17 protein-coding genes and 1 tRNA gene are annotated in these 26097 nt (G+C 51.2%); 6 read left to right on the top strand and 12 right to left on the bottom strand.

Going from position 1 to position 26097, the window contains the following annotated elements; all coding sequences use genetic code 11:
* The 4 genes from BLW97_RS10950 to galU all read right to left on the bottom strand — a co-directional run.
* Window positions 1-2220 (bottom strand): hypothetical protein (locus BLW97_RS10950; protein WP_207650590.1); only part of this gene is annotated, 2220 nt, incomplete at its 3' end.
* Entirely contained in the window at window positions 2217-4295 is a 2079-nt protein-coding gene (locus BLW97_RS10955) for a cellulose biosynthesis cyclic di-GMP-binding regulatory protein BcsB (RefSeq protein ID WP_065958177.1), read from the bottom strand. The genes BLW97_RS10955 and BLW97_RS10950, both read right to left, overlap by 4 nt.
* A 14-nt stretch (window positions 4296-4309) precedes the next feature.
* A complete protein-coding gene (gene bcsA, locus BLW97_RS10960) occupies window positions 4310-6592 on the bottom strand; it encodes a UDP-forming cellulose synthase catalytic subunit (RefSeq protein WP_024895217.1) in 2283 nt (760 codons plus the stop codon).
* A gap of 45 nt (window positions 6593-6637) precedes the next feature.
* Window positions 6638-7621, bottom strand: coding sequence for a UTP--glucose-1-phosphate uridylyltransferase GalU (gene galU, locus BLW97_RS10965; RefSeq protein WP_065975280.1), 984 nt, complete (start codon window positions 7619-7621; stop codon window positions 6638-6640).
* Window positions 7622-8300: 679 nt separating this feature from the next.
* Here galU and BLW97_RS10970 point away from each other — a divergent pair.
* From BLW97_RS10970 to BLW97_RS19460, 5 genes are all read left to right on the top strand, one after another.
* Window positions 8301-8492 carry a hypothetical protein gene (locus BLW97_RS10970; protein WP_024893049.1) on the top strand — a complete coding sequence of 64 codons (192 nt, stop codon included), beginning with the start codon at window positions 8301-8303 and terminating at the stop codon, window positions 8490-8492.
* Between the two features lie 214 nt (window positions 8493-8706).
* Window positions 8707-9996 carry an HlyD family secretion protein gene (locus tag BLW97_RS10975; protein ID WP_024893048.1) on the top strand — a complete coding sequence of 430 codons (1290 nt, stop codon included), beginning with the start codon at window positions 8707-8709 and terminating at the stop codon, window positions 9994-9996.
* Window positions 9993-12191, top strand: a complete 2199-nt coding sequence (locus BLW97_RS10980; RefSeq protein ID WP_024893047.1) for a peptidase domain-containing ABC transporter — start codon at window positions 9993-9995, stop codon at window positions 12189-12191. The genes BLW97_RS10975 and BLW97_RS10980 overlap by 4 nt, the downstream gene beginning before the upstream one ends.
* 215 nt (window positions 12192-12406) lie before the next feature.
* Window positions 12407-13663 carry a TolC family protein gene (locus tag BLW97_RS10985; RefSeq protein WP_235179986.1) on the top strand — a complete coding sequence of 419 codons (1257 nt, stop codon included), beginning with the start codon at window positions 12407-12409 and terminating at the stop codon, window positions 13661-13663.
* Between the two features lie 413 nt (window positions 13664-14076).
* Window positions 14077-14235, top strand: a complete 159-nt coding sequence (locus tag BLW97_RS19460; RefSeq protein ID WP_075323170.1) for a transposase — start codon at window positions 14077-14079, stop codon at window positions 14233-14235.
* Window positions 14236-14587: 352 nt separating this feature from the next.
* On the opposite strand, the gene purL is transcribed toward BLW97_RS19460, so the two are convergent.
* Genes purL through dapA form a run of 5 tightly spaced genes read right to left on the bottom strand, consistent with a single transcriptional unit; the run spans window position 14588 to window position 22543 of the window.
* Window positions 14588-18448: a phosphoribosylformylglycinamidine synthase gene (gene purL, locus BLW97_RS10995; protein WP_075323171.1), complete on the bottom strand. Its 3861-nt coding sequence runs from the start codon at window positions 18446-18448 to the stop codon at window positions 14588-14590.
* Between the two features lie 46 nt (window positions 18449-18494).
* On the bottom strand, window positions 18495-19205 hold the full coding sequence (purC, locus tag BLW97_RS11000) for a phosphoribosylaminoimidazolesuccinocarboxamide synthase (protein WP_075323172.1): 711 nt from the start codon (window positions 19203-19205) through the stop codon (window positions 18495-18497).
* Window positions 19202-20509, bottom strand: a complete 1308-nt coding sequence (purB, locus tag BLW97_RS11005) for an adenylosuccinate lyase (RefSeq protein ID WP_024893043.1) — start codon at window positions 20507-20509, stop codon at window positions 19202-19204. Before purB ends, purC begins: the two co-directional genes overlap by 4 nt.
* Window positions 20506-21630, bottom strand: coding sequence for an outer membrane protein assembly factor BamC (locus tag BLW97_RS11010; protein WP_075323173.1), 1125 nt, complete (start codon window positions 21628-21630; stop codon window positions 20506-20508). Before BLW97_RS11010 ends, purB begins: the two co-directional genes overlap by 4 nt.
* 37 nt (window positions 21631-21667) lie before the next feature.
* The gene (gene dapA / locus BLW97_RS11015) at window positions 21668-22543 is read right to left on the bottom strand and encodes a 4-hydroxy-tetrahydrodipicolinate synthase (RefSeq protein WP_024893042.1); all 876 of its coding nucleotides are present in this window, start codon (window positions 22541-22543) and stop codon (window positions 21668-21670) included.
* Window positions 22544-22859: 316 nt separating this feature from the next.
* Between dapA and BLW97_RS11020 the strand changes: the two genes are divergently transcribed.
* The gene (locus tag BLW97_RS11020) at window positions 22860-24101 is read left to right on the top strand and encodes an HD-GYP domain-containing protein (protein WP_207650591.1); all 1242 of its coding nucleotides are present in this window, start codon (window positions 22860-22862) and stop codon (window positions 24099-24101) included.
* A gap of 40 nt (window positions 24102-24141) precedes the next feature.
* On the opposite strand, the gene BLW97_RS11025 is transcribed toward BLW97_RS11020, so the two are convergent.
* The 3 genes from BLW97_RS11025 to BLW97_RS11035 form a co-directional block, all read right to left on the bottom strand.
* Window positions 24142-24217: transfer RNA gene (locus BLW97_RS11025), tRNA-Glu, on the bottom strand.
* A gap of 49 nt (window positions 24218-24266) precedes the next feature.
* Window positions 24267-24926: a PAQR family membrane homeostasis protein TrhA gene (gene trhA, locus BLW97_RS11030; protein WP_075323175.1), complete on the bottom strand. Its 660-nt coding sequence runs from the start codon at window positions 24924-24926 to the stop codon at window positions 24267-24269.
* A gap of 72 nt (window positions 24927-24998) precedes the next feature.
* On the bottom strand, window positions 24999-25985 hold the full coding sequence (locus BLW97_RS11035) for an N-acetylmuramoyl-L-alanine amidase family protein (RefSeq protein WP_029315977.1): 987 nt from the start codon (window positions 25983-25985) through the stop codon (window positions 24999-25001).
* Window positions 25986-26097 lie beyond the last annotated feature (112 nt).

The raw sequence follows: 26097 nt of genomic DNA on the forward strand, positions 1-26097 counted from the left end.
CCCGCCACTCAGATATCCGCTGGCTCCAACCTGGTTGCGAATGGCTGCTCCCCAGGTATAGGGAAGGTCCAGGGTATGGCCAGCGGCGGTGGTTTGAATATTTTCCTGCACCCCGTTGTAGGACAAAAGAGTTTGTCGCACGCTGTCACGGAGCAGGTGAACGCTCCAGTTGCTTCCGGTGCTGGAGGGGATAAAGGTATACCGCAGCAAGCCTTGTACTGTCCCCCCTCCAATGCCCGAAGGTGAGGTCCAACCCAGAGCTGCGCGCCAGTGTTGGTGGGGTTCACGGTTATCCACCCCCAGCAGGAATTGGGGAGTTTGCCAGACATGCCCGGTCGCATGGCTCGAAGTCGTTGAGGCAACATTCAAGGTCGGCAATTGTCCGCTGGAAGGCTGACCTCCGTACAAATCGGGCGAGGACACCTGGGCAAAAGCTGCCATGTGCCAATTGATCCCCCACTGTGCCTGCAAGGAAGGCAGGTATTCAGTCATCTGGGTCATTCCGCTATCGTTCCCGCCACGCTCCTCCCAGGAACCACCCAATGCCAGATAACTTTGACGGGTAGGCGGCGGCACGATCTGAGCTGGAGGCATAAAACGCCAGGGAATGATATTGATGTCGTTCAGGTGGTCACGCATGCTCGCCATGGGTAAATGGGATGCCAGTGGGCCTTTGCTAACGGTCGCCAACCGGTAAGCGTGTGCCAGGTTGTGCGTCTGCTGGTCAGTAATCAACACGCCAGCCGCATTCCCGGAGGAAGGATGTTTTTGATAGAGGCGAGTAAACAGGGTGCTGGCCGCTTGGTAATGACGGGTATGCACCAAAGACCATGCTTTAATGGTTTCCATGCCTGAGGATAAGGGACCAAACTGCTGCGCGGCATGCAATTCCCTGAGGGTACCTGGATAATCCCGATTTTTGTAATCGCGCAGTGCGGCCATGATGTCATTGTGGCGACGGAAATGCTCCGACGCAGGTGTGCCGGCCGGTAAATGCGCTATGGCTTCGTCAGCGATGGGCAGATCATTTTCAGCCATGGCAAGATTGCCAACTATTTGCCAGTCACCCACTTTCCCAGACCACTGGGCCGCCCTGACCCACCATTGCAAGGCTTTATGCGGTTGGTGATTGGCTGAAAATATGGCGCCCATAAGTTCGGCATCACGGGCTTTATGCAACTGTTCTATCGCCATGGATTCTGGTGTGACCAGGGCTGCTGCTTGGGCATTTTGATGGGCGTTGTGCGCACGTGCTGCCAGCATCAGCACATTTTGAAGAAAGTGGTGTTCAAGGCTCTGCTGAGCAGATGGGAAACGCGCCTGCGCCCGAGCATAGAGTGCTTTCAGGTCCTGGAACGGTATCCGGCTGGTTGCAGCCTGGTTTAAAATATTTTGCGCCTGCAGGGCATGGTGGCTGTCCTGCAATAAAGAAAGATAAACAAGGGTGGCATGCTGTGTATGCCCGGTCTTCGCCAGCGCTTCGGCCCAGGTCTGCCGGTTTCCGGCATAAGCAAGCGTGAAGACGCTGGGTGTCTGCGCGTGGAGCGCGACTATTTGTGACCATTCTTTCCTAAGGGCCAACTGGCTAACTTTTCTACCCGCAAGTCCCTGCTGCATCAGTGCTAAGAGCTTCTGCGGAGGCTGGTAACTGGGATCTTCTTTCTGAATTTGGACGATGGCGGTCTGTAATGTGCGCAGGTGCCCTTCACTCAAAAGGTGCCAGAGCCGATTTTCTTCCAGAACATTGCGCATGGAAACGAGAGATACATTGGTCTGGTGCGCCATGACACCCTGTCCAAAGCGCTCTTGCAAATGCTGCATATTGACCCTGGCGAGGCTTATTTGACCAAGCCGAATTTCTGCCCAGATCGTTTTTTCCAACAGCACAAATTTCATGGAGGGTTGGGGATGCCAACCGGGATATTGCGCGATAGTTTGCTTAATCAACCCATTCGCTGCCCGCAGGTGATTATGGTTGATAGCCGTCCAAATCTTCTGTTCTATGGCCCCAATAGTGGCTAGTGAATGATTTTTTTTCGTATAGATGTTGCTGATTAGATTGCTGGACTGGTGCGTCTGCAAGACATTGCCGCCCCTCTGGATCTGCCCCGCTGCAGGCATAGCATAAGCATTGGTTACCCCAAGGGGAAAGCTTCCTGCAACGATCAGGCTCACCCAATAAGGGATACGGGAAGTCTTCGGGTGATTATTCTTTTTCATAGGGCATCCTCTGCGCGCCATTGCGCTTTTTTTCGCAGGGTGAATATCCAAACAGCGAAAGTGGCTAAAAGAACCGCTGACAATCCCGTCAGCACCCAAAACCAAGGTTTCTTGGAAAACAGGAAGATCCAAAACCAGTCATTTTGGCGATTGCCATATATGAAGTGACGACCCACCATGGTGGATTGATAAGTGCCATGAAGCTGTTGCCTGGCAAAGTCTCCATGCAAACTATTCCAACTGGCTCTATCGGCCAGATTCCAGGCAGCAGACTTCAAGTATTGAGATTTAGTGGATAAAAAAGTTACAGCCACTCCATTTTCGTAGGGAGTTCGCGCTTCTGTTAAATAAGCGGTGGAAGGAAACAAGCTGGCTCCAACCCATGTTTTTTGTTTGCCAGAAAGGCTCCCCAACTGCCATTGGATGCGATTCTGTATAAAACGCACGGCACTATTGGCCAACCACGTTGCTGGAATAGATTCTACCGTTCCGATAGCCAGTGCATTCTTTTTGTTGGGCATGGAGAATGTTGCCTGAGCTCCAGCTAACGGAGAGTGTGCCGCCTGAGCTATTTTACTAAACAAGGTTAACCCTGCAGACCAATTTGTAGCCGTTCTTTGGCTATACCATATGACCAAGTTGCGCGCGGCACCATTCGCGACCAGTGGAAACCCAGTGTGCGCAAACAGTCTGAGATTGGGCAGGACGGCATATCGGTGCGTTCTAGGCAACTCCAGAGTGGAATCGGGGAAAACTGCTACCTTACCCCCTGCAATATCAAAACGAATTTGATTTTCGCCCCCAACCAGCGCCGAAAAAGGTATCGTGGTCTGGTAGTTAGCCACTCCGGGCGTAAGTTTCCATCTTGATATCCAATGGTGATTGGCCATGACGGTGATAATCGGGTGGTCTGTAGTCGCACGTAGTGGTTCAGTCGCCATCGTCAATTTCATTTTTAGTCGACTTTGCCGCGAGGCAAACAGACCACCAGGCATCCAAAACCGAATAACAGCGGTCCCTCGGGGTTTACTCAGTGTGGACTGCATTCCCTGCAGGTTACTGATCGGCATCAACTGGTCGGGGTATAGTCCATTTTCTGGCCCCAGGTGCATACTCGCGAGCTGATCGCCGCTAGTCACGTCCCAGCGATGCCCCAAAGGCAACATCTTGCGATTCATAGCAAAAGCGCTTGCCGCTTCAAGTATCTGGGCATTATTAGCACCAGTAAAAACCAGAACCGCTCCCACACGATTTGCCGGGTCGGGAATGAGGTACACGGTTGGAGTCTCTACAGGCCTGTGGGGCAGCAGATCTGTAGGCAAGTCTGAAGCTTTCCCAATGACCACTGACAGTTTTGCCGGTGTATTTTTTGCCAGGACTGATGAAGAGGATGGCATTTGCACGTCAACGTGAAGCACATTTTTAGTTCGCAAGGCTAACCCAGCTACTGCTTCTTGTGCGGCGGTGAGCATTGCGGGGTCTTTAGGGCCATAAAATCGAACCGGTAAAAGCAAATGTCCTCCCGTAGCCGCTTCACTCAAAATAGTGGGCATATGTCCAAAATCAAGGTGTTTCCATGGAATGGGCTTCGGCGTGTAACGGATTTGCGAAGAACTGTAATCAACCTGTGTCCAGGCTTCTGCAGCCAAGGTTTTAGAAACAACAGGTCCAAGAATGGCTTGAATCGCTATCGGGTATGAGCCCGCCGTAAAAGCACGATGCCCAAGAAGCACAGTAAAACTGCCTCTTGGAAGCTTGGGGTTCAAACGCACTGCCCCAACGATTTTATGATCGACAGAAACGACCAGTTGGGAACCCACTGGGGTATCTGGACTAGTCAGATAACGAATTTGAATAGCGGGATTGTCATCCTCGTGGTGAGGTTGCACCTTCCAGGTTAACTGGGCAATATCATGCCCCTGGCGAAGCACTGTAACCTTTTTGCCCTGAGACAAAGCAGTGAGAGGCATCGCCACAGGAAGAGTTCCAGCTTGCGCACATACCGGAACAGTACCCAATAAGAGGACACCGATTCCAGAAGCCCATAAAACGTTAGTCAGATAAAATCGAAGCATAAATTATTCCTTTTTTATCTACGATCAGACCGGTCAGAAAATACCAAAGACCATATATGATGTGTCCGGATCATAAACAATTCATGAGCAGCCTGTGCGACAGAACGCATGCCTAGGGTTATAGCGAATTGGATGTTTGAAACCAATCCAGACGCAGACTTTTTCGCAATATAAAGATAAGCTGAAAAAAATGAAATCCGTTTCCGACGTTGCTCAAGGCGTTCTTCTAATTGCGAGCTGTTACCATAAATCAAATCCACGATTTCTGATTTTTGCTGCGTGTTCTGGTACTCAAACTGTATTCCTATCTTCCCTGAAGCCTCTCCTTTCACGCGTGCGGGAAGATAAATAACTCGTTTCTTATTCTGGCAGCTTTGCAACCACAGCGTGACCTTTCCATGCAGGGCATCAAGAGCATCCCCCGATTGGGATGGGTAAAGAGATGCACCACCCATTGACAAATCAGCGATGCGTACCGAGATCTGAGAACCAGAGTCGCTATGGAGCACGGCTGGAATGGGCGTCGTTGGTTTTATACGAAAGTCTTTACGACGTTGTTTGCGCTCAAACGTTACGCCAACAGCCGCAGCCACAATCATAAAATTGATCACTTCCCACATCATGGTAAAAACCAGTTGCGGACGTTCTCCTGGATGATCCAGCCAACGCCATCCACCAGCGATTAAGGAAACAAAAACCAATGCCAGCAGGAAATACTGTACCCAAACTGTCGGAGCTAAAAAATCACGATCAAGTTGCTCACCTTTGGGAGTTACCTTGAAAGAAAGTTTCCCTGGCCGAAGAATGGTTGCAGCCAATGCAGGAGCTGCCAACGGTGTTTGTACCATTTCGTAGACATCGGAGATAAGCGGCCAGCGAATTTTTCCAAAAATAAAATCAGAAAACAACATGGTAGACAGGAAATATGGAACACCATATATGGCATACTGCTCCGTTGTCGCGTTATACACCATGATGCCGAAAAGAAGAAACATGGAAGGTGCCAGAATGGTAATAATGCGTGAAAATGGGAAAAACCAGTATGAAAAACTTGCCAGATAGGCAATACGTTGGGTAATTTTAAGTCCCGGCAATGAAAGTGGGTTCTTAAAATGCAGCAACTGTAATGCTCCTTGTGCCCAACGAACGCGCTGGGCAATAAAGCTCATGACTGTTTCTGGCTGCAGTCCAATGCTTAGGGATTCGTTCAAAAAAACACTATGATAGCCTTTAGCATGCAGAATCATTGCTGTTTCAGCATCTTCCGTAATGGTATCCCCCTGAATACCACCCACCTCCAGGAGCATGCTTCGACGCATGACAGCAGCTGACCCGCAAAAAAATGAAGCATTCCATCCATCCAACCCGGTCTGAATCACGTTGTGGAATAATTCAGTCTCCGGAGGTGAATCATTATATGTTCCCAGATTTTTCTCGATTGGATCTGGATTAATAAAAGAATGCGGTGTTTGCACTAAAAAGCATTTATCATCCTGAATAAAGAATCCAACGGTTTTTTTCAGAAAGTCTTTGGTCGGCACGTGATCCGCATCAAGAATAACCATAAGGTCGTATTCAAGAGAGTTTAAAGCAGCATTAATGTTACCGGCTTTGGCATGTTCATTTTTAATTCTTGTATGGTACGTTACACCTAGTCTATTGCAAAGATGCTGCAGATTTTGACGACGTTCACGAGACTGCTTTGCTGTCTTCGGGTGATGACAACGATCATCTGTCCCTCCATCATCTAACAAATGTACATGGAAGCGATTGGAAGGATAATCCATGTTAAGTGCCCCTAATAAAGTCACCTCAAGCAAATCAGCAGGTTCATTATAGCTAGGCACGACAACGTCAACAGTAGGGAATGTAGATTCTTCAGTCGGCAGGGGGACTGGTTGACGATGTCGAGGATTTACATTAACAAAATATCCCAGTAAGGCAAATCCAGCAGAGTATATTTCAGCAGCAAACAGTGTTATTCCGGCAATCAGGCTAATGAGTCCGTAACCACCGATAGTAAACTCTACACGCCACACCATGTATCTCATGGTCAGAAAGATTGCAAGAAAAATACTGATTATGCGTAAGGGTGCAATTAGCGGTCCACGAAACTTCAGTTTACGTCCCCAAAAAAGAACGAGGATCATCAAAGCCAACATGACCCCACCTACATAACCTTGAGCCGTAGTCGTAACAGGCGTTGCAGCCAAAACAAAGACGCCAACCATTCCAACTACAATAATAGCAAAGATAATCGCGGTCATTAGGGTGCTTAGTATTCTTTTGATATGCATGGGTTGCATCCTTATTAGTTAAATAAGCGATCTGGCTTCATGAAGTTATGCGACATGCTTCTTATTCATGGTTTGCAGAGGGGGGTTGTCCGAATTATGTTCACTAAGTCGACAGCATAATCCTTCTGCCGCGAAGCCATGCAAAAACTCGGCGAATGATTTACCCACTCCATTGTGTCGTAGAGCAAATTCGACCGTCGCCTTCAGGTATCCAAGTTTATCCCCACAGTCAAATCTATCGCCTTCAAACGCATATCCTAATACCTGGCGCTCGCATAACAACGCGGCGATGGCATCTGTCAGCTGAATCTCCCCTCCACTTCCTACACCTACATCCTCCAAGTAGGAAAAAATCCGTGCAGGAAATATATAACGTCCTATAACCGCAAGATTAGAGGGCGCATTTTGTGGTTCGGGTTTTTCAACCAGATTTGAGATGTGATAGATTCGATCCTCCCAAGACTGGCATTGTATGATTCCATACTTATTCGTCTCTTCTGGTGGCACCGTTTGGATTGCTAGAATAGCGGCATGATAACGCTCATATTGCTCAATCATTTGTGCAAGTACAGGCTTTTTGGATAAAATCAGATCGTCAGCCAGCAGCACTGCAAATGGGTTTTCTCCAATCACATCCCGTGCCATCAGCACTGCGTGACCCAATCCCAATGGATAGGGCTGCCGCAAAAAAACCGTACTGACCTTTTTGGGCACAATATGCCTTATCTCATCCAGAAGCTGTTGCTTCCCCTTTCGCTCCAGTTCATGTTCAAGCTCGTAGGCGACATCAAAATGGTCAGCTATAGCTCGTTTTCCACGACCCGTGATAAAAACCAACCTGTCACAACCGGCCTCCAATGCTTCTTCAACCGCATATTGGATCAGCGGTTTGTCAACAATTGGCATCATTTCTTTAGCTGTAGCTTTAGTCGCGGGAAGAAAGCGAGTACCCATTCCTGCAACGGGGAACACGGCTGTTCTTATCCTTGATTTTGATGATCTACTATCAAAATGAGAAAACTTATTCATTGACATAATCTCCTTATGATCCACGATCGACAGCATATATTCGGATTTCTCAGACAAACCAATAGAGTCCCGAACTGTGTTTAGCAAGCATTGTGCCAACCATTGTTTTCACAAGAATTTCGAACCAATATCTAACGTTTTTAACACAAGATTAAATTTCATGTGTAGCCATAAAGCCACACTGCTACGTAGCAGCTTCTTATATACCTAATAATCTTTGGATTTGCACTGTCTATATTTAGCAACGCACACCCTTTGATGTTTACTGCTAACCGAAGTAATTGCTTAATGTCCGATTAGGCTGATTGGCCGTGGGCTAGGTGGCTGGATCCTCGTAGAACCAGTGGTCTGATGCCGATGGATGGAGTGGCGAGGAATTCGCAATTACCCAAGATCTCCTCAGAGCACATCTTGCGTGATCTTTACTCTGCATCTGAAAATCCGGGATACATGTCGCTCAATTAATGCATACCAGTCTCTTACCTATGTAAGCGTGAACCCATCGCCGGGCGATCACGTATTATAATAATATTTTAAAAATAAGACCAATAAAGTTAGAATGTTGCATCTTGACGTCTGTTCACATCAGTTGTTTAATGACGTTTCGGCAGGTTGTTCTGCCGGTTTGTTTTATGGCTTTATTATGCCACAGGTAAATTTATTACGAAGGAGTAATTATATGGAACAGAACTCAATTCGCGAGATCACCCTTGAAGAGGCAGCACAAGTAACTGGCGGTCTAGCTGTTGGCGCTGGAGTCGACGTGTTAGGTTTGCCCGTCCTGGATGCCGAAGTTCAAACTTCGCCAATACTAACCCCTGTTCTCTCATTAGTCGGAAGCACACTAGGAGGCGTGTTATCAAAAGCTTGATACTTTAAGCTTCGACATCATGACCAGGCCGTTTTTAAAATGTCCTGGTCATGGATTATCAGAGAAATTTTTTAAAATATGGCGATTTAGTGTGCCATAATGAAAGCAATAATTATGACATCAATAACTGCAAAAATATTGTACATAACAAAAACAAAGGCTCATCCCTGTTATCTACACTTGAAAAATATTATACAATGCCAAGGGTGTTCCAATGTCAGGTCACCATAAAAGGCCTAATGTTGATTTGCTCGGCCCCATTCAGTTGGGCTCTCCAGTTCATCACAGAATTTATGCTTGGTCGGCCTTAATCTTAGTCATTAGCGTTTTTCTGATCCTCATATTTGGGCGCTATACCAGACATTTGTCTGTATCAGGAACACTAATGCCCAGCCAGGGTTTATTGTCTGTGACCAGCCCTCTAGCTGGTACCGTCGCAAAAGTACTGGTACGCCCCAATCAATCTGTGCAGGCGGGAACGCCACTCCTTGATATCACGAGCAACCTTGACAGTCCCAAAGTGGGAATGGTCAATACGCTGATTGAGCAATCCCTTAACGAGGAGGAGGCCATCCTTCAGCGTAACCTGAGTTCTGAAAATCTTCTTTCTCATATGCAGCGAGCAACTTTATCGATCAAACTCGCCGATCTGCAGAAGGAATATGCCCAGCTGGGTACCGAGATTCACATTCAGCAGGAAGACATCACCAGCACTCAGAAAGTGTTGCAGGAGTTCCTAAGCGTGAAAAGTCGAGGTCTTGTATCTGACCCTGAGCTACAGCAACAACGCCTGTCTGTTTATAATGCCCGCAGCCAGTTGGCGGCCCTGCAAACCAAACAAAGTGTCTTGGCCCAGCAACTCAATGATACCCATCAGGAACTATTGGAGTTGCCTCTCAACATCCAAAACCAGGAAGGCGATATTAAGACCAAATTAGCATCTCTCCGACAGGAGTTGGCTAAAACGGCAGGAGGACACGCTGTAGTACTGCGTGCACCGTCGTCCGGCAGGGTATCGGCCTTGATTGTAACCTCTGGTCAGGCGGTTGTTGCCGGCTCTCCAGTCTTGTCTATCATGCCTAAAGGCGATTCCCTCATTGCTCAGTTTCTCGTTCCCAGTAGCGCTGTGGCCTATCTGCATCGGGGAACACCTGTCCTGCTGCACTATGCTGCATTCCCCTACAGCAGTTTTGGTGCCTTCCATGGGATTGTACAAAGAATTTCTGAAAGTGCATTGACACCTGCCGAAATTGCCATATTAACCCAGCAACATAGCACCGCCTCTCTGTATCAGGTTTTGGTCCACATGAACCGTTCTGTGGTGCGTGTCGATGGTCATTACAGTCCTCTTCGGGCGGGCATGCTAGTACACGCCGAAATTCCCTTAGGCCACCTGCGGTTGATTCAATGGGTTTTCGAACCCTTGCGCGGATTTCAGCGCAATTTCTTTTTTCAGCACAAGATTGTTCATCCTCATTCGCATAGGGCAGAGCCACCATCATGAAAATTGCGCAGGAAATACTTGCGGATCTGCGCTTCGGGTTTCGTCGTAATGTCCCCATGATCCAGCAATCCGAAACTGCCGAATGTGGCTTGGCATGCCTGGCCATGATTGCCGGTTATCATGGCTATGCCATTGATCTTCCCAGCCTGCGCAGGCGTTTCGGCAGCTCTCTCAAGGGCGTCAATCTTAGCCAGTTGATACGGATGGCTGCAGCCCTACGGTTGGAATGCCGGGCATTACGGTTGGAACCACAAGATGTTTCCAAACTAAGAATGCCTTGCCTGCTGCATTGGCAGGGCAATCACTTTGTTGTCCTGGTGGCTGTCCATCGACAGCATGTGGTGATTCATGATCCGGCACGGGGTATGCGTGTGCTAACCAAGGGAGAGTTTACCGAAGGTTTTGCGGGAGTGGCTATGGAATTGACACCTGCTGCCAATTTTCAGCCAGCTGAACAAAAAGTGTCAATTTCCCTGCCAGCCCTAACGGGACCTGTGCATGGCCTTCGTGGTGCTTTAATGCGCATTTTTATTTTAGCATTTATTTTGGAACTGCTAGGTATTCTCGGCCCTTTTTACATGCAATGGATAATCGATGAGGTGCTGGTCATCAATGATTATCATTTGCTAACTCTGCTCGGTATTGTCTATTTGTCGGTAACCGTATTTTCCGCGCTGTTTTCTGGCCTGCGCTCCTGGGTAGTCATCCATATCAATGCCACACTAGGCGTGCAGTGGGCGGCCAATGTGTTCGCGCATCTGATGCGCCTGCCACAGGATTTTTTCGAAAAACGCCAAATTGGTGATCTGGTCTCTCGTTATGGAGCGATTCAGGAAATTCGCAACACCATCACGACTAAATTGGTTTCGGCCAGCCTGGATGGTCTTCTAAGTGTGGCTATTCTGGTAGTCATTGCCATCTACAGTCTGCGACTTACTGCCATCGTGTTGGTCGTGTTTGCGCTATATCTCCTACTGCGTTGGATGGTGTTCTATCCATTGCGGGCTGCGACAGAGCGTCGGATTTTCGCTGCAGCCCGACAGCAAACCTACTTGCTGGAATCCATACGTGGAATTCAGACCCTAAAGCTGTTCAATCGAGAAACGGAACGAAGTGCCATATTCAGCAATTTATTGGTGGAAACCACCAATCAGAATATACGCGTTCAGCAATTGACCTCGCTTTTTGATGTCGCGCAAAAGTTTCTGATCGGGATCGGTCACGTTGTAATTATCTGGATTGCCACACTGATGGTGATGCACACAGAATTCACAGTGGGTATGTTAGTAGCATATGCCACCTATGCAAGCCAGTTTATGAGCCGAGGCGATGGGCTAATCAATGCCTGGATTGAATTCCGCATGTTACGCCTTTACGGAGAACGCCTGGCAGATATCGCTTTGACACCACCTGAAGCCCATCGCGAAGCCACTTACCTGGGTGCAGAACCCAAGGCGGAGCTTGATCTAGAAGGCATTCATTACCGATACGCCGAAACTGATCAATGGATTTTACAGAATCTGTTCCTGCACGTTGAAGCAGGGTCGTCGATTGCCATCATCGGCCCCTCTGGAAATGGCAAGACCACGCTGGTGAAAGTTCTTTTAGGACTAGTAACCCCCGAACAAGGCACGATTTGCTATGGTGGTGTGGACCTGAGGCACCTAGGTTTGCAGCGCTATCGAGGCTATATTAGCGCCGTCATGCAATCCGACCGGCTGTTTGCGGGAAGCATCGCAAACAACATCGCTTTCGCAAATCCTGATACGCCGCTGGAGAAAATTATTGAAGCGGCGTGTTTGGCTGGCATTCACGCAGAAATCAGCGCAATGACCATGGGCTACGAGACATTGGTAGGGGACATGGGATCCACCTTGTCTGGGGGCCAACAACAACGGATATTTCTGGCTCGTGCCCTGCTAGCTAAACCACGTATTCTGATCCTTGATGAAGCCACAAGTCACCTGGATCCGGCCACAGAAAAGCAAGTCAATGCTCATATCCGCGATCTACAGATTACCCGGATTGTTATCGCCCATCGACCAGATACTGTCATGCAATGTGACCGCATCTATCATTTGGGAGAAGGGCATCTTACGGAAATTGATCGGGAAGAATATCGTTTGGCTCTTTGGAATAGCCAACAACCTGTCATAAAGAATCCGGTTGTGACCCCGCCCACTGGTAGAGCATGAAGGCCCGAAGATATATTTTTCCGAAATGGACGATCCAGGCGACCGTATCCGTGTGCGGTTTTTGGCTTTTGCTTTGTATTCTTCCGGCATCGGCGTCCATGATTTATCCCGCCAAAGGCTTTTTTGCCGACCCTTGGGACACGCGCGCACTGGTTCCTCCGGTGGGACAATACCGTGCCGCATCAGGTCCAGTGGTGCATCTACCTGCGGTTCAGATGCCATCGTCAAAGGTGTTGGAACACCTAAAAACCCTCCCAGAACTCACCGCTTGGGCATTGGCCCACAATCCCCAAACATCTGGCGCTTGGGCGAATCTTGAGGCACAGGCCGCAGCTCTGGGGTACACCAAAGGACTCTGGTTGCCGACAATCAGCGCACAGGTACAAGGACAACGTAGCGAAACGCTTTATAGTACATCACTCCCCAATACGCCAGCCCAGAATGGTCTATATAGTTCCCTCAGTTTAAGTGAGGTGCTGTTTAATTTCGGTTACCGCCAAGCCAATGTCAGTGCAGCACATGCTACCGCCTTGGCAGCCCGCTACAGTGCAAATGAAACCCTGCAGACGGTCGCTTTAGATGTCGCCGATGCATATTATGGTCTGGCAGAATCCAAAGCCATTGTGGAAACTTATCAACGAGGGGTACGAGAGGCTCGAATGATTTATCAGTCAACACGCACCCAATACCGTGCTCACCTCAAGGCGATCACGGATGTATATCAAGCCAAGACGGAACTCGCACAGGCACAGGAAGACCTCGCTTCAGCACAGGGGTCGCTACAGGCTAGCCAGGGACAACTTGCTGAGAGCGTTGGTTTGCCGATCTCCGTGAGGGTTCACATACACCGCCTTAGGCCCCCTAAAGTTCCACATGCACCGATCGTCTCTAATTGGTTGCATCTAGCGTACCATCAAAACCAAGCCATTCGGGCTGACCTGGAAACCATGGCGGCCGCGCGACACAACATTTCCGTGGCCAAAAGCCAAGGGCTTCCATCACTATCTCTGGTGGGCAGTCTTGGCAAGAATTTTTTTCAGCAGAACCCAGACCAGGAAAGCTTCTCGGTAGGGCTGCAATTAAATGTACCACTTGACACCAATTTTCAGGCGCAATATCAAGTACAGAAGGCTCGCGCCTTATATCAAGAAGCCCGCGCGCAAGCCCAGCAGGCAATTCAAAATATTTTTCTACAGGTATGGAAGGCTTATTTTCAGTGGCAAAGCAGCTACCGCGCCTATAAGGCTGCACAGTCACAAGTTCAAAATGCGCAGAAAGCCTTATCGGGTATACGTACCCAATATCGGATTGGTCTGGCGAATATCCTCGACCTCGTGACAGCAGAAGAAAATCTTATCAATGCTAGAGTCACAAAATCCGAGCAATTAGCGGCATATTACCAGTTTCAGGCTGAGCTTTATCGTTATGCCGGAGTTGCGTTACTAACAAGGCCATTAAACACCCGACCATAGTGCAATACTACATAGGGCATGAAAGGATTAATGGGCGCAGCTTGACGATGGAAGGACGATAGGTGCTTCGCCGGATGGGGATTCTTCTGCGCAAACAGTTGGGGATAAGCGTGAAGGAATTCGCCAAGGTATCTGGCGCGCACGCTGCGGTCAACAAACCTAAATTCGGCAGTTACTTCCGCTGAAATGACATTATCGATTTGAGAGGAATCACCTTTCACTAATGAATAATTAGGGGAAGAGGTGGCGTCGCGGGTCGGCAATATTGCGTCATTGCAGGGTCACCATAATAGAGCCGCCTTGGGGGCGACGTAATGGTACCACCTGCCGCTTAATTATCTTAATCTCAACTTCTATTGAACCGGTTACCTTCCTCGCTTTTGGAGGGAACCATGAGCAACAGGAGATTTGAGATGTTTACGATTCGTCAGATTTTGGTATGGATGCGCCAAGGCAAAACTGACCGCAGCATTGCCGGTGCTGGAATCATGGGCCGTAATAAATTGAGGTTTTTGTGGCAGCAAGCTGCACAAAGGAACTGGCTGGCTGGGTCCTCGGCAGCCATTACCTGAGGATGCCGAGATGGCGGCAGATCTACAGCGGCCACCAGAAGTGCAACCACCCCAGAGCCTCTCTCGTCTCAGAGAGCATGAGGAACGCATAACTGCGTAGGTGGCTCACGGTATACAAGCATTAAGCTTCTAAATCGCATTATTCGGACAACGCAAAATCAGTAAGTTAAGCCATCTTTGACAAGCGAGTTTTAGAAAACTGAAAAAATGTTTTTCAGTTTTCTATCATCCTGTTACTGGAGCTTGCGAGTCAGATTTGGGAGCAGGATGTCGTAGGTTCGAATCCTATCGCCCCGACCAAATGGAACAGGCACTTGGCACATGCGGCCAAGTGCCTTTGTTTTTATTTACATCAGGATCCCAGCACTTTGCGGGCATTGGTGAATATCTGCATCCACGGGGTCAATTCGCCCCAATCTGCTGGTGCCCAGCTCATTTGCAGGCTACGCACGACCCGCTCGGGATGCGGCATCAAAATGGCAACCCGACCATCTTCATTGCAGAGCCCGGTGATCCCTCCCGGCGATCCGTTGGGGTTGGCCGGATAATGACGTGCCACTTGCCCCATGGCGTCCACGTAACGCATGGTGACCGGTGCAGGAGACCCTTCGGTGGTACTGTCAAAGTGGGCACGGCCTTCACCATGGGCGATGACAATCGGTGCATAGGTTCCGGCCATCCCGCTAAACCACAGGGAAGGAGAGTCCAGCACTTCCACCATGGCCAGGCGGGCTTCAAATTGCTCAGAACGATTGCGGGTAAATAATGGCCAATGCCCGGCTCCGGGAATGATTTCCCGCAATTCAGCCATCATCTGGCAGCCATTGCAGACACCCAGGGCCAGGCGCGATTCATCTGCAAAAAACGCCGCAAACTGGTCCAGCAATGCCGAATGAAACAGGATGGACTTGGCCCAGCCAGCCCCGGCACCCAGCACATCGCCATAAGAAAAGCCGCCACAAGCTGCCAATGCCTGAAAATCATTGAGGCGATAACGTCCATTAGCCAGATCACTCATGTGGACATCCACAGCCGTAAATCCGGCACGGTGAAAAGCGGCCGCCATTTCAACCTGACCATTGACGCCCTGCTCACGCAAAATGGCCACTTTGGGCTGCACACCCTGCTGAATCATGGGCATCTGCGGACTGAAGGGAACACGGGAGAAAAGCGGAGCTTCCATTGCGGTCGCAGCGGCAAATGCTTCTTTGGCGCATTGCGGATCGTCACGCAACAACGCCATCTGATAGCTGTTTTCAGTCCATGCCTGCAGCAATTCCGCAACGGCTTCGTCCAGTAAAACCTGTTCACCCTGGAGTACCCGCAGCTGCCAATGCCCGACATGCACGGCACCAAGGCACTGCACCCGGGTGTCCAGATCCATTTCCGCAAAAATGCCCCGCACGGTTTCCCGATCTTTGGCCGCTACCTGAAGTAACACGCCCAGCTCCTCCGCAAACAGGAAAGACCAGACATCGGCCCCGGCAGGCAGCACAATATCCGCTCCGCAACGACTCGCAAATGACATTTCACACAGCGTAGCCCACAGCCCGCCATCGGCACGGTCATGATAGGCGAGCACGAGTTCCTGTTCACGCAAGCTGCAGAGCGCCGCAAAAAGTTTACGCAACAGTTCGGGCTGATCCATGTCCGGCGTTTCCGCGCCCATTTGCCCCATTGTCTGAGCGAGGATGGAAGCCCCCAGACGGCCCTGTCCTAAATCGACCAGCCATAAATCCGTCTCTTCCTGGGCCGCCCACTGGGGCGTCCAGGTCTTGCGCAGATCCTGCACGGGCGTAAAAGCCGTAATAATCAGGGAAAGAGGAGAGACGACCGCTTTGTCCTGCCCTTCTTCCTGCCAGAGCGTGCGCATGGACAAGGAGTCTTTTCCCACCGGAATGGCCAGATCCAGGGCAGGACAGACCTCCAGGGCTGCTGCCTTGACGGCATCAAAGAGAGCTGCATCTTCGCCGGGATGATCCACTGCCGCCATCCAGTTGGCCGAGAGCTTGATGTTATCCAGTACCCGCACATCTGCCGCCCAGAGATTGGTCAGTGCTTCAGCAATGGCCAGGCGCGCGCTGGCCACAGGGTTCAGAACTGCCACTGGCGCCCTTTCGCCAATGGCCATCGCCTCACCGTGGGTATTCCAGAAATCTGCTGCAGTCACTCCACAGTCAGCAACCGGCACCTGCCAGGGACCGACCATCTGATCGCGGTGAATCAGGCCCCCCACGCTCCGGTCGCCAATGGTAATCAGAAACTCCTTACTGGCTACCGAGGGATGACGGAGCACCGCATAGGCAGCATCGCGCAAAACCGTTCCAGACAGGTCCAGAGATTGGGTCTGAACCATTTGATGCCGGCTATTTCTTTCCATGCGCGGCGGACAACCCAGTAGCGCGCTGAGTGCCATATCTACAGGAGTATCTTGCAGGAGCGAATCTTCGACCAGAAGGACATCTTCTTCCACAGCCTCACCCAGTACGGCGTAGGGGCAACGCTCACGCTGACAAATGGCCTCAAAGCGCGATAAATCCTCCGGAGTAACCGCCAACACATAGCGCTCCTGCGCTTCATTACTCCAGATTTGCATGGGCGACATGGCGGGTTCTTCATTAGGTACCATGCGCAACTGCAGGCGCCCGCCACGACCCCCATCATGTAACAACTCGGGAACCGCATTGGATAAACCACCAGCGCCCACATCATGAATGGAGAGGATGGGGGAATCCTGGCCCAGAGCCACGCAGCGTTCAATCACTTCCTGGGCCCGCCGTTGCATTTCGGGATTACCCCGTTGCACCGAGGCAAAATCCAGTTGTTCATCGCCCGATCCGCTGGCCACACTGGAAGCTGCACCGCCACCCAGACCGATGAGCATGGCCGGACCACCAATCACCAGGACTTTCGCGCCGATCGGCAAAGGCTGTTTTTCCACCATCTGCGGGCGGATTTGCCCCAACCCTCCGGCCAGCATGATGGGCTTGTGGTAACCGCGATGCACCCCATCGTGATCACACTCAAAAACCCGGAAATAACCGGCAATGGCCGGACGTCCAAATTCATTGTTGAAAGCAGCCGCACCCAGCGGTCCATCGCGCATGATTTCCAGAGCGGAACGAATACGCGCCGGCTTTCCATAAAAAGGCTGTTCCCAGGACTGGGTATAACCCGGAATACGCAGATGAGATACCGAGAACCCGGTCAGACCCGCCTTGGGTTTGCCGCCCCGCCCCGTGGCCCCTTCATCCCGAATTTCCCCACCACTGCCCGTGGCCGCGCCCGGAAAGGGAGAAATGGCCGTTGGATGATTGTGGGTTTCCACCTTCATCAAAATGGCGGTGTTTTCTTCCGTTGGCCGATACTGACCGTCGGCAGCCACGGCAAAGGGCTGACTGGTCATGATGCTCGCCATGACTGCTGCGTTGTCCTTGTAGGCAGATAAAGTGCCTTGCGGATTCAGGCGATGGGTTTCACGGATCATGCCAAACAGACTCTTGGACTGATTTTCGCCATCCAGACAGTAGTGGGCGTTAAATACCTTATGGCGACAATGCTCGGAATTCGCCTGGGCAAACATCATCAGTTCGGCATCACTGGGATCTCGGCCCAAATCTGAAAAATAATCCTTCAGGTAATCCAGTTCAGCAGGAGTCAACGCCAGTCCCATGCTGCGATTGGCTTCAGTCAAGGCCGTCATGCCTTCTGCCTGCAGAGCCACCCGCCGCAAATGCGCCGGTTCGGGATGGTTGAAAATGGCCTCGGCTGCATCCCAGTCAGAAAGCACAGATTCGGTCATGGGGTCATGAAGCTGCCGGCGGATTTGCTCCATTTCTGTGGTGCTGAAAGTACCTGCTCCGGCACGCATCAGCGTATAGGACACACCGCGCTCGACCCTGCGGACGTTGGCAAGCCCGCAATGCCGGAAAATTTCGCTGGCTTTGCTCGACCAGGGAGAAATGGTACCCAGGCGCGGCAATACGCAAATTTCCTGAATTCCATCCTGGGACTCTTCGGTAAATGGCGTTCCATAGTGCAGCAGAGCGGTGACCACACCAGTTTGTTCGGCGTTGAGGGCTTCACTCAGGTCAAGCAGATGCACAAAGCGCGCATTCAGATAAGCAACCGGAAGGTCGGCTTCTTGCAGGAGTTTCAGCAGATGTTGCAGACGAAAGGCAGAAAGGGCCGCAGAGCCGCGCAGCAGCAGCATGAAGTGTTTCCTCGCTTAAAAATCAGACCTGGAACCGATAATAAACTTAAAGGGGCACACCCAGACGTTGGGCTACTTCCAGATAGGCTTCCACCACCCCGCCGAGATTACGCCGGAAGCGATCCTTATCCATTTTTTCCAGACTTTGGGCATCCCATAATCGACAACCGTCGGGGCTGAATTCATCACCCAGATATAATTCGCCGTGAAAACGTCCAAATTCCAGCTTGAAATCCACCAGAATCAGGTTGGCTTTGGCAAACAAAGCCTTCAATAACGTATTTACGCGCATGGTCCAGCGCCGCATGGCTTCCACCTCTTCTGCACTGGCCCAGCCAAAGGTACGAATATGTGCGGTGTTGATCATGGGATCATGCAAGGCGTCATTTTTCAGAAAAAACTCCAGAGTCGGGGGTTCCAGTATCCGTCCTTCCTCAATACCCAGTCGCTTCGTTAAAGAGCCTGCAGCACGATTGCGAACCACACATTCCACCGGAATCATTTCCAGGCGGCGCACCAGACTTTCGCGCGCATCCAGACGCCGGATAAAATGGGTCGGTACGCCCTCGGATTGCAGGTACTCCATGATAAAAGCATTGAAAGCATTATTGACCTCGCCCTTGCGGGCAAGCTGCTCGACTTTTTCTCCATCAAAAGCCGAAGTGTCATCCTTGAAGTGCAGGATCAGCTCATCTTCCACGCTGCTGGCATAAACAATTTTGGCCTTGCCTTCGTACAATGCCTGACGTTCACTCATTGCGGCTGTCCTTTCGGGAAGACCCGCGCAAATATGCGATCAATGTTGCGGGTGTGGTAAGCAAGATCAAACAATTCTGCCAGGTCCTTTTCCTGCAGATACTGCGAAACATCTGGATCCGCAGCCAGCAGCGCCTTGAAATCCGCATTATTTTCCCAAACCTGCATGGCATTGCGCTGGACGACACGGTAAGCGTTTTCCCGCAACATGCCCTTGGCCGTCAAAGCCAGCAATACCCGTTGAGAGAAAATCAGACCATGCATTTTATTCAGGTTATCCATCATATGCTGAGGATAAACCACCAGTTTTTCCAGCAACCCACTGGCCCGGTGGAACATGAAATCCATGACAATGCAGGCATCCGGGCCAATAACCCGCTCCACACTGGAATGGGAAATATCCCGCTCATGCCAGAGGGCAATGTCTTCCAGCGCCATGCTGGCATAGCCGCGCAGCAGGCGCGCCAAGCCGGTAAGATTTTCGGAAAGAATGGGATTGCGCTTGTGCGGCATGGCGGAACTGCCCTTCTGCCCTGCTGTAAACGGTTCTTCGGCTTCCAGGACTTCCGTACGCTGCAGATGCCGGATTTCCACCGCGATTTTCTCGATGGAACCGGCGATGATGGCGAGAGTATTGAAAAACTCGGCATGACGATCACGGGAGATCACCTGGGTGCTGGCCAGCTCCGGGCTGAGGCCCAACTCCCGGCAAACCGCTTCTTCTATGTCCGGGTCGATATTGGCAAAAGTACCCACCGCTCCGGACAGCATTCCCGCCGAAACTGCCGCAATGGCACGCTGCAGACGCTGGTGATTACGCTGCGCCTCGGCATACCAGACCGCCACTTTCAGACCAAAAGTAATGGGCTCGGCATGAATGCCGTGAGAACGGCCCATCATGACCGTATCCTTGTATTTCCAGGCGAGTTGCTCCAGCGCCGCACAAACCCGCTCCATGCCTTTCAGGAGCAGTTCACCGGAGCGCTTGAGCTGCAAGCCGAACCCCGTATCCACCACATCTGAGGATGTGAGTCCCACGTGAATAAAGCGACTGGAAGGCCCCACAAATTCTGCCACAGAGGTCAAAAATGCAATGACGTCATGCTTCACTTCCAGCTCGATTTCAGCAATGCGGGCACTGTCAAAAGCCGCCTTTGCTGCAATTTCTGCCAGGGCCTCGGCCGGGATCTCGCCACGCGCAGCCAGAGCGCGACAGGCGGCCAGCTCGACATCCAGCCACGCCTGATATTTAGCGTCCTGAGTCCATAAGGCACCCATTTCCGGGCGCGTATAACGCTCAATCATGCATTACCCCCGGATTGCGGGGTCAGGGCCGTCTGCAACTTGTTGAGCAGTTCCACCGACCACTTGGGCGCTGTTTTACCCACCCCCGGCTCGGTTTCCAGAACGCTACCGGAGTTGTCTTTCATGGCCAGCAGGCGGACTCGCACCGAAACCGGCTCCTGATCTTTCGGGCTGCTCCAGATAGCCTTGATGCTGTCCCAGGTACGGTTCAGAATCCCGCCCACAAAACCCTGCTTTTGCCGGGCCTGCTTACCGCCTTCATGAATCATCACCGACCAATCACCCATTCCTTCGCTGCGGACCGGATAACCCAGGCCTTGCAGGGCCACCTCAACGGCTGGCTGGGCTTTGGCAGGAACCGCATTCAGAACCAGATAAGGACCACCATCATCCCGATAGCGCGTCACCTTGATTTTGGGCATTTCTGCCAGCAGCACCGACTGGCTCAGACGCTTCTGCACAGCCTGCAGCAAGTCGCGATTATGATCAGCATCGGCAGGGACTTTTTTCCATTCCACCGAACTGCCCTGAGGGTTATTCCAGTAACGCTCCTGCTGGATACTTAAAACCTGATTACCATCGGTAGCGGTCTGCAAATGAAAAGCGTAGCGTTCACGATGTGAAGGCGCCAGGGTATTGCCGAAAAAGGCCGAAATACCGGTACGGAAATTATGCCAGCCAGTCACCAGTTCACCCTGCTCCGGCGCAAATTTTTCGATAGGGGTCTTGCTGGCTGCCAGGGTTTCCTTGACTGCAGCCCATATCTGCTCAGGTTTGGCCTGCGTCGTCAGGCTCAGATCTGCACCGCTACCGACAATTTGCGAACTGACCCCGGCCAACGGTTTTTCTTCTATGGGCTTTTGGCCGGGCGCTTCACGCGGCTGGAAAACCCCATATCCGCCCATGGTGCTATCCGACACGCTAGCAGGATTTACAGGTCCACCTGGAATAGTCACCCCCGGCGCCGGGACCTGCGCCAGCAGGTCCGGCGGAACGGCCAAGGGTTTCATCACCTGCGAATCTTCATACTTCGGACCCGTACTTGTATGCAGGAAAGGAATATACGAACACCCTCCCAAACCCAGACTGGCAACCACGGCAAGAGCAACATAACGGCGCATGCAAAACCCCACTAAACGCGACAGAGCGCGAAAAAAATCAAAGACAATGCGCTGCGTGCAAACTGCTGCGCAGACGCTCGTGATACATTTCGGACAACGGAGTCAGGGGCAATCGCAACGCCGGTCCCACTCTTCCCATTTCCTGCAAGGCCCATTTCACCGGGATGGGATTGGACTCTACGAACAAGTCACGATGTAAACCCACCAACTGCGCGTTGACAGCCCTGGCGGCCGCAACGTCCCCTGCCAGCGCCAGATTGCACATTTCTGCCATGAGGCGCGGGGCGACATTGGCCGTCACAGAAATGACCCCTCTGGCCCCCAAAGACATGGCCGCCAAGGCCGCCGCATCATCTCCGGTATACACTTCAACCTGATCACCACACTGATGGAGGATTTCGGCCACCCGCTCGACTTTACCACTGGCTTCCTTGATACCCACCACACAGGCGCGCGGCGCCAGGCGGGCCACAGTTTCCGGGAGAATGTCTCCCGCCGTACGGCCGGGCACATTATAAAGGATCATGGGAAAATGGCAGGCCTCGGCAATAGCCGTATAATGCTGAAAAAGCCCTTCCTGAGTCGGTTTGTTATAGTATGGAGAAACCAGAAGCGCCGCATCCGCCTTGGCTTCCATGGCCGCTTTGGTCAGACTGATGGCTTCATGGGTGGCATTGGCACCGGTTCCGGCAATGACGGGTATCCGCCCCTTGACCTGCTCAACGACGCTTCGAATCACCGTAACATGTTCTTTCATTTCCAAGGTGGCAGATTCACCGGTGGTACCCACAGCTACCAGCGCATGCGTGCCTTCACTGATATGCCACTCCACTAAATCCCGCAATGCCTTATCGTCCACAGCGCCATCTGCGCGCATGGGCGTCACCAAAGCTACCATACTGCCGTGAAACATGATTTTTATGCTCCCGCTCTTACGCGTTCCATTTCTGCATGGGATGGTACTTGCCCGACAGAGGGCTGGCAAGGCAAAGGGATCAATTGGCTGGCTGACCCCGCGTCATAACCAACTCCATAACACTCTATTCCAGACAGTCTTGATGCATCTGTACCTCAGTATGGATGCCCGTTAAAATACAAAGCTTATGAAAAACTTTGCTCAATATGAATCAACCGCCTCACTCGCAGAAATTGTGGGTGCCATAAGCTTCGCATTGGATCTAACCGAGGGGCAGCCAGCCGGCCATTCTTTGCGCTGCACCTGGATTGCCATGCATATCGGTCGTGAATTACGGCTTGACGATACTGCCTTAACCGACCTGTACTACTCGGTATTACTGAAAGACGCCGGTTGCAGCAGTAACGCCGCGCGTCTGTGGGAGCTTTATGGCACCGATGAAAGACTGGTCAAAAAAGACTACAAGCTGGTAGACAATCAGAATTTTTTGCAGCTAGCCAAATTTGTGTTTCGTCACGTTGGTCAACATGAGGATATTCTGGGAAAAATGCGTCGTGTTGTGCATCTTGGCAGCAAAGGAGAAGAACTGGCGACAGAACTGGTTCAAACCCGCTGTGAACGTGGATCCAATATAGCGCTAAAATTAGGTTTCAACGCAAAGGTTGCCGAAAGCATCAAGAGTCTTGACGAGCACTGGAACGGTAAAGGGCGTCCGGAAGGCTTAAAAGGCAACCAGATTCCATTGTTTTCACAAATAGCCCTGATCTCTCAGGTCATAGATATTTTCTACAAGACAGGATCACGCCATGACGTCCATAAAGAGCTGCGTCGACGTCAGGGAACATGGTTTAATCCTGAGATAGTAAAAGCTTTTCAGGCACTTTATCAGACCGATGGGTTTTGGGAAGGACTCAAGGATGAAGGGATTGAGTCACGCGTCAGCGCCCTGGAACCCGTATCCTGCAGAACCTTTATTGACGAGGACAGATTAGATCATATTGCAGAGGTTTTTGCTTCCATAGTCGATATAAAAAGCCCCTATACACATGATCATAGTCGTCGGGTAAGCCTTTACACTGACGGAATTGCGGAACAAATGGGGTTCACTCCAGAGCATCGACGCTGGTTGCGACGTGGTGCGTTATTGCACGATGTGGGAAAGCTTGGCGTCAGTAATCATATCCTCGACAAACCCGGCAAACTGGATGATCAGGAATGGGAAGCGGTTCGGATTCATGCCGGATTAACCAAGGATGTTCTGCAAAGAATTTTTCATTTTCAGGATATAGCTGCTATTGCTGGCGCCCATCATGAACGCCTGGATGGAATGGGATATCCCTTAGGCTTGCTTGCAAAGGATATTTCCCTTGAAACCAAAATCATCACCACCGCTGACATTTTTGATGCAATCACTGCCAAAAGACCCTATCGCGACGCAGTACCTGTTGCCCGCACTCTGGAAATCATGGAACAGGAAGTGGGAAAAGCCATTGACCAAAATTGTTTAATGGCATTACGAAGCTGTCTGCCTTCATGGTCATTTCTGCAACAATAGTCAGCAGATCAGCCAGTATAATTTTCACTGAGACGGTAACTGGTGCTCCCAAGGGGGTTCGAACCCCTGTTACCGACGTGAGAGGCCAGTGTCCTAGACCGCTAGACGATGGGAGCAGGGCCACAGATTATAAGGATCCACCGAATAATAGCAAGTATAATCAGGTCAACCCGCAAACTGCAGGATAGCCCAGAATTGCAGAGCCGTACCGGCAATGACAAAAATATGCCAGATCGAATGGAAGTATTTACGTTGGTCCAACAGAAAGAAAACAACTCCCAGCGTATAAGCGGCACCACCACCCAGCAACAGCCACAAAAACCAGCCTGGAGAGGCGCGATACAAAGGCAGCACCGCAAACACTGCCATCCAACCCATCAGCAAATAGAGCATCAAAGACAGGGTATAAAAGCGCTTTCCGGTGAACACCAACAGTAAAATACCCACCAACGCCAGCACCCATTCCAGCACCAGAAGAATCATCCCCCAGACATCGTGCAAAACCATCAGGGTCACGGGCGTATAGGTGCCGGCAATCAACAGGTAAATGGCCGAACGATCCACCCATTGAAAAAACAGTTTGGCGGGTCCCTGTGGCAGCAAATGATAAATGGTGGATGCCGCATATAAAATCAGGATGGTAGTCACAAATACCGAAACACTGACAATGGCCAGCGCTTTACTGTGCAACGCCGCTCCCAGCAACCAGATAATAAATATCAGCAGCGCACCCATGGCTCCAGCGCCGTGCAAGAGTCCATTAATCCACTCTTCTAGCCGCGTCTGATTTCTTTCTGTCCGGAGTTCCGCTTGAGAATACTGCAATGTCCACCTATAGTTCTGTCGGCCAACTGCTTAGTTATATCACTTGCCCGTAAAACTGCACAGAACCTGATCTCAGGCACTCATGATCGGAACACGCAGATGGGTGCCTGCTGGCTCTTCACCATGGGGGAGATTATTGGCGAGGCGGAGCGCTTCAACACTGAGGCCATACCGTCGCGCGACTTCCGAGAGAGTTTCATGATGACCCAGAATATGATTAGCCGATGACCAACAGCTATCAGCAGGTGGTGCCTTCACAAAGTGGGCAACAATAGCATCGTGCATACTGCGCGCAAGGGTCTGACGAAATTCCGGGTCACGCAGTCGCTGTTCTTCCTGCGGGTTGGAAATAAAGGCGGTCTCGACCAACATGGAAGGCACATCGGGCGCACGCAACACCACAAAATTAGCATGTTGCACGGCCGCATTATGTAGCCCTTCCACCCCCACCAGCCCGCGAATCATCACATCTGCTGCCGCTGCCGCTGCATTCATGGCGGCCGTCTGGGTCATATTGATTAATACTTCATTGAGCATGGGATTCGGGCTGCCTGCAGGCAACTTGCTCAGTAAGGGGTCTGCTGCATTTTGGGTTTTCGCCAGCCAGCGCGCTGCGGCATTACTGGCGCCCTTCCCTGACAACGCCCAGACCGTGGAACCCCGTACGTCGGGGTCAGGAAAAGCATCCGCATGAATGGAAATAAACAGATCAGCCCGATGTTGTGAACCCAGATGCATACGCGACATCAGCGGAATATATTGATCCGTATGCCGGGTCATGACGACCTGTATCCCCGGAGTTTCGCGCAAACGTTGGGCCAGAGTAAGGCCGACGTCGAGCACCACGTCTTTTTCCCGGGTGCCACGCAAACCAACCGCACCAGGGTCGTGGCCCCCGTGACCGGGATCCAGGCAAACCACAATGGGACGTTCTTTCGATCGGCTGCGCAGGAAATTGCCCGCATCCGCCATTTTCCAGGTTCCGAGCAGAGCTCCACCCAGAACTAACTGCCGAAGAAATTGACGCCGATTGGAATAAGTTCTGGATGAATCACACACAACACGCCCCCAACTTATTTTAAAATCTCAAGTTATAGAGGTAATTTAGTGTTTATTCGAAAGAAGTCAAGACAGATAATGATGGCTTGCACCTTTACTGAAAGAATTCTGA

It is taken from the genome of Acidithiobacillus albertensis, assembly GCF_001931655.1.
Classification (GTDB): domain Bacteria; phylum Pseudomonadota; class Gammaproteobacteria; order Acidithiobacillales; family Acidithiobacillaceae; genus Acidithiobacillus; species Acidithiobacillus thiooxidans.

What these genes read in the sequence shown, in the direction of transcription:
- BLW97_RS10955 (WP_065958177.1), bottom strand. Translation starts at nt 4,295, where the DNA reads ATGCTTCGATTTTATCTGACTAACGTTTTATGGGCTTCTGGAATCGGT.
- bcsA (WP_024895217.1), bottom strand. Translation starts at nt 6,592, where the DNA reads ATGCATATCAAAAGAATACTAAGCACCCTAATGACCGCGATTATCTTT.
- galU (WP_065975280.1), bottom strand. Translation starts at nt 7,621, where the DNA reads ATGAATAAGTTTTCTCATTTTGATAGTAGATCATCAAAATCAAGGATA.
- BLW97_RS10970 (WP_024893049.1), top strand. Translation starts at nt 8,301, where the DNA reads ATGGAACAGAACTCAATTCGCGAGATCACCCTTGAAGAGGCAGCACAA.
- BLW97_RS10975 (WP_024893048.1), top strand. Translation starts at nt 8,707, where the DNA reads ATGTCAGGTCACCATAAAAGGCCTAATGTTGATTTGCTCGGCCCCATT.
- BLW97_RS10980 (WP_024893047.1), top strand. Translation starts at nt 9,993, where the DNA reads ATGAAAATTGCGCAGGAAATACTTGCGGATCTGCGCTTCGGGTTTCGT.
- BLW97_RS10985 (WP_235179986.1), top strand. Translation starts at nt 12,407, where the DNA reads ATGCCATCGTCAAAGGTGTTGGAACACCTAAAAACCCTCCCAGAACTC.
- BLW97_RS19460 (WP_075323170.1), top strand. Translation starts at nt 14,077, where the DNA reads ATGTTTACGATTCGTCAGATTTTGGTATGGATGCGCCAAGGCAAAACT.
- purL (WP_075323171.1), bottom strand. Translation starts at nt 18,448, where the DNA reads ATGCTGCTGCTGCGCGGCTCTGCGGCCCTTTCTGCCTTTCGTCTGCAA.
- purC (WP_075323172.1), bottom strand. Translation starts at nt 19,205, where the DNA reads ATGAGTGAACGTCAGGCATTGTACGAAGGCAAGGCCAAAATTGTTTAT.
- purB (WP_024893043.1), bottom strand. Translation starts at nt 20,509, where the DNA reads ATGATTGAGCGTTATACGCGCCCGGAAATGGGTGCCTTATGGACTCAG.
- BLW97_RS11010 (WP_075323173.1), bottom strand. Translation starts at nt 21,630, where the DNA reads ATGCGCCGTTATGTTGCTCTTGCCGTGGTTGCCAGTCTGGGTTTGGGA.
- dapA (WP_024893042.1), bottom strand. Translation starts at nt 22,543, where the DNA reads ATGTTTCACGGCAGTATGGTAGCTTTGGTGACGCCCATGCGCGCAGAT.
- BLW97_RS11020 (WP_207650591.1), top strand. Translation starts at nt 22,860, where the DNA reads ATGCATATCGGTCGTGAATTACGGCTTGACGATACTGCCTTAACCGAC.